This window comes from Micromonospora sp. NPDC047467 (genome assembly GCF_040643095.1).
GTDB lineage: Bacteria > Actinomycetota > Actinomycetes > Mycobacteriales > Micromonosporaceae > Micromonospora.
This window is the reverse complement of the sequence record NZ_JBEYTO010000018.1, coordinates 1-4043: the sequence shown is the minus strand read 5'-3', so window position 1 is coordinate 4043 and position 4043 is coordinate 1. Positions and strand designations below refer to the sequence as shown.

Here is a 4043-nt window from a genome sequence, read left to right as displayed (position 1 = left end):
GGCTCGCGTGCGATCCCGATCCTCTCGGCTCATGCGAGTCGGACTCACCCAGCGCGAGGCGTTGAATCGTTTACGGCATCAGCTCCAAAGGGCCCGCGGACCGTGTGGTCCCGGCCCGTGCTCGCGGCCGGCTGGCGTGTATGCCGGTGAAGGGCCGGGCCCCGGTTGGGTCCGGCCCTACGGTCGGTAGGCCCCCGGCTCGTCCTGGCCGCTGGCTAATCCCACGACGAAGGGCCGGGCCCTTGGTGGGGTCCGGCCCTTCGGTGGTGCGTGGTGGGTGGGTCAGCTGGTGGCGTAGCCGCGGGTGGCGATCCAGTCGGCGAGGTGGTCGATGGTGACGTCGTAGGAGGCGGTGTTGGGGTTGGCGGAGTCGGCGATCGTGACGGTGTTGCCGTTGTCGTGGTAGCCGACGACGCTGATGTAGTGGCCGCCTTCGAAGGAGTGGGTGTTGCCGTTGGTGTCGGTGGTGGTGCCGGCGATGTTGGCGACGACGGCGCGGCCGTCGTCGACGGTCTTGACGACATCGGTGCGCAGCTTGTCGGTCTGCTTGTCGTCTGCCGTGGGGGTGCTGATCTCCACGGAGCGGTAGGCGTCGTTCTTGCCGGTTTCCTTGTTCAGGACGGGGGTGATGTCGTTGATGCTGTTGGTGCCGTTCTCGGTGGTGCCCATTTCCTTGGCCATGGCGTCGACGCTGATGTCCTTGCCCTGTACGGACAGGGCGTTGCGGGCGGCGGCGGGGCCGCAGTAGTAGAAGTTCGGCTGGGCTTCGTAGCGGACGTCGAGTTGACGCTCGCTCTTGCCCTGGGTCTGGGTGGCCGGCTTGGCGTCCGAGGCGGCGTAGGCGGTGGTGACGGGGCCGGCGATGGCGCCGCCGGTGAAGGCGAGGCCGGCAGCGGTCAGAGCGGTCTTACGAATCAGATCGGTACGCATGATGGCGTGCTCCTCTGCGATTCGGGGGTCCGCGACACCAGCGGGGGCTGGCGCGCTGCGGTGCAAGGGGGGGAGTTCGGGGGGATCTCACCGGCGGCCCGGGGGGCCTGCTCGGGTGGTCCAGGGGATGTAACCGTCGGGGCCGGCGACTCATTCCACCGCACTCCGGGGGATCTCACCCGACGTGCCTGGGGTGTTGCTCGGGTGGTCCAGGGGGATGTAACTGTCGGGGCCGGCGACTCATTCCACCGCGCTCCGGGGGATCTGCCCGGCGGCCTGGGAGGGCTGCTCGGGTGGTCCAGGGGGATGTAACCGGGCCGGTCGGGTGGATGTTCCCCGGCGGCCAACGCGGTCGGGCCGGGGGCCGCGACTGTCGTGGTTACCCCCTGTACAACCACCCGGCCCGGCCCATCATTCCGCCGCCAGCGTGCCACCGACCACGGGACCCCGACCCCAAACCCGACAAACCGGCCCGCCGAACCCGGCGCCGGGCGGTGATCGACTCCGTATCGCCGATATCGCGGTATCAGAGCGTCCCGGATACCCCCACATCGGCGACATGGAGTCGATCAAGCGCTCGCTGTCAGGATTCGGACGCCGCCAAGCGCCCAACCGGACGCCCACCCCAAACGACGCCGCTGCGCGACGGCGACGCTCGCCCGGGAGGGCTGCGGACCGGAGAGGCCGGGAAGCACGGGATTCCACCGGCCGGAACCCCAGGCCGCGCACCAACCAACCCATGTGCTCGAACCAGGAAACAGGGCCCTCACCCAGGGAACGAGGCCGCTACAACCAGGATCGAGCACGATCATGCGAACAACCGACAGACGGAGCCGGGCACACGACAGACCGAGCACACGACAGACCGGGCACACGACAAACCGGGCACACGGACAGACCGCAGGCAGGCAGGCTAGCGGGCAGGCACGGGGACGGGCGGGCCAGCAGGCTACGGACTTGGCGTCGCTGTTGTTTCGTCGTTCGCCGCCGTGTCCTTGTCGAGGGCGGCCAGGATCGCCTCGGCGGTACGCCGACCCACCCCGGGCACCTCGGTGATCTCGTCGACACTGGCGGTGGAGAGTCGCTTGAGCGAGCCGAAGTGCCGCAGCAGGGCCTTGCGGCGTACCTCCCCCAGGCCGGGAACGGTGTCCAGCGCCGACTCGGTCATTCGCTTGGAGCGGCGTTGGCGGTGGAACGTGATGGCGAAGCGGTGCGCCTCGTCACGGACCCGTTGCAGCAGGTAGAGCCCCTCGGAGGTGCGCGGCAGGATGACCGGGAACTCGTCGTCGGGGAGCCACACCTCCTCCAGCCGCTTGGCCAGGCCGCACAGCGCGACGTCGTCGATCCCCATGTCCGCGAGGGCCTGGGCGGCCGCCGCGACCTGCGGCGCGCCGCCGTCGACGACCACGAGCTGCGGCGGGTACGCGAACTTCCGGGGCCGCCCGGTGGTCGGGTCGACCAGGACGCCGACCTGCGGATCGACCGCGCCTCCGGGTGCGGCTGGGTCGTCGGCGGACTCCACACCCACTTCTCCCGTCTCGGCCCGCGCGTCGAGGTAGCGGGCGAAGCGGCGGCGCAGCACCTCGGACATCGCGGAGAGGTCGTCGGTCGCGCCCCGGACGATGAACCGCCGGTACTCGCTCTTGCGGGGCAGACCGTCTTCGAAGACCACCATGCTGGCGACGACGTCGGTGCCCTGGATCTGCGAGATGTCGAAGCACTCGATGCGCAGCGGCGAGGTACGCATGTCGAGCGCCTCGCTGATCTCGTCCAGTGCCTTGCCTCGGGTGGTCAGGTCACCGGCCCGCTTGAGCTTGTGCCGGGCCAGCGCGTCCTTGGCGTTGCGCTCCACCGTCTCCATCAGTGCCCGCTTGTCGCCGCGCTGCGGCACCCGCAGCGACACCCGGCTGCCGCGGTGGTTGGTGAGCCATTCGGCCAGCGCGTCGGCGTCCGCGGGCAGCGCGGGCACGAGCAACTCCCGGGGTACGTCGGTTTCGCCGTGCTCACCGCCGTACACCTGGGTGCAGAAGTGGTGGACGAGGTCGCCGGTGGTCAGGTCCTCGGTCTTCTCCACGACCCAGCCGCGCTGGCCGCGGACGCGGCCGTCGCGGACGTGGAAGACCTGCACGGCAGCCTCAAGGGGGTCGTCGGCGAACGCGACCACGTCCGCGTCGGTGCCGTCGCCGAGCACCACAGTCTGCTTCTCCATGGCCCGGCGCAGTGCGGCCACGTCGTCGCGCAGCCGGGCGGCCCGCTCGAACTCCAGCTGCTCGCTCGCCTCGATCATCTCGCGTTCGATCTTGCGGACCATGGTGTCGGTGCGCCCGGCCATGAAGTCGCAGAACCCGTCGACGATGGCCCGGTGTTCGTCGGCGGAGACGGTGCCGACGCAGGGCGCCGAGCACTTGCCGATGTAGCCGAGCAGGCAGGGGCGACCGACCTGGCCGGCCCGCTTGAACACCCCGGTCGAGCACGTCCGGGCGGGGAACACCCGCAGCAGCAGGTCGAGGGTCTCGCGGATCGCCCAGGCGTGCGAGTAGGGCCCGAAGTAGCGCACACCCTTGCGCTTGGCGCCGCGCATCACCTGCAGCCGGGGGTATTCCTCGTCGAGGGTGACGGCCAGGTAGGGGTACGACTTGTCGTCGCGGTAGCGGACGTTGAACCGGGGGTCGTACTGCTTGATCCAGGTGAACTCCAGTTGGAGCGCCTCGACCTCGGTGCCGACGGTGATCCAGTCCACCGACTCGGCGGTGGTGACCATCTGCCGGGTGCGCTCGTGCAGGTTCCACACATCGCCGAAGTAGGAGTTGAGCCTGCTGCGCAGGTTCTTCGCCTTGCCGACGTAGATCACCCGGCCGGTGCCGTCGCGGAAGCGGTAGACCCCCGGTGACTCCGGGATCGTGCCGGGTGCGGGACGGTAGGTCGAGGGGTCAGCCACGCCCGCAAGCCTAGTCCGCACCACCGACACGCCACCGCGAGCGCTAGATCCACTCGGCGTTTCGGGACGTCGGGGTGTCGGCCGACACCCCCCCGGGCCCGGGCCGGCTGGTTAAAACAGCGGGGGCAAAACCCCATAAAAGCTAACCGCGCACAGGGCGACGCGCAGCGCGCAG

2 protein-coding genes are annotated in these 4043 nt (G+C 70.0%); both read right to left on the bottom strand.

Annotated features, from left to right (window positions below; genetic code table 11):
• Positions 1–282: 282 nt before the first annotated feature.
• Positions 283–930 carry a C39 family peptidase gene (locus ABZ780_RS30710; RefSeq protein ID WP_357488278.1) on the bottom strand — a complete coding sequence of 216 codons (648 nt, stop codon included), beginning with the start codon at positions 928–930 and terminating at the stop codon, positions 283–285.
• A gap of 949 nt (positions 931–1879) precedes the next feature.
• The gene (gene uvrC / locus ABZ780_RS30705; protein WP_357012921.1) at positions 1880–3868 is read right to left on the bottom strand and encodes an excinuclease ABC subunit UvrC; all 1989 of its coding nucleotides are present in this window, start codon (positions 3866–3868) and stop codon (positions 1880–1882) included.
• Positions 3869–4043: the final 175 nt, after the last annotated feature.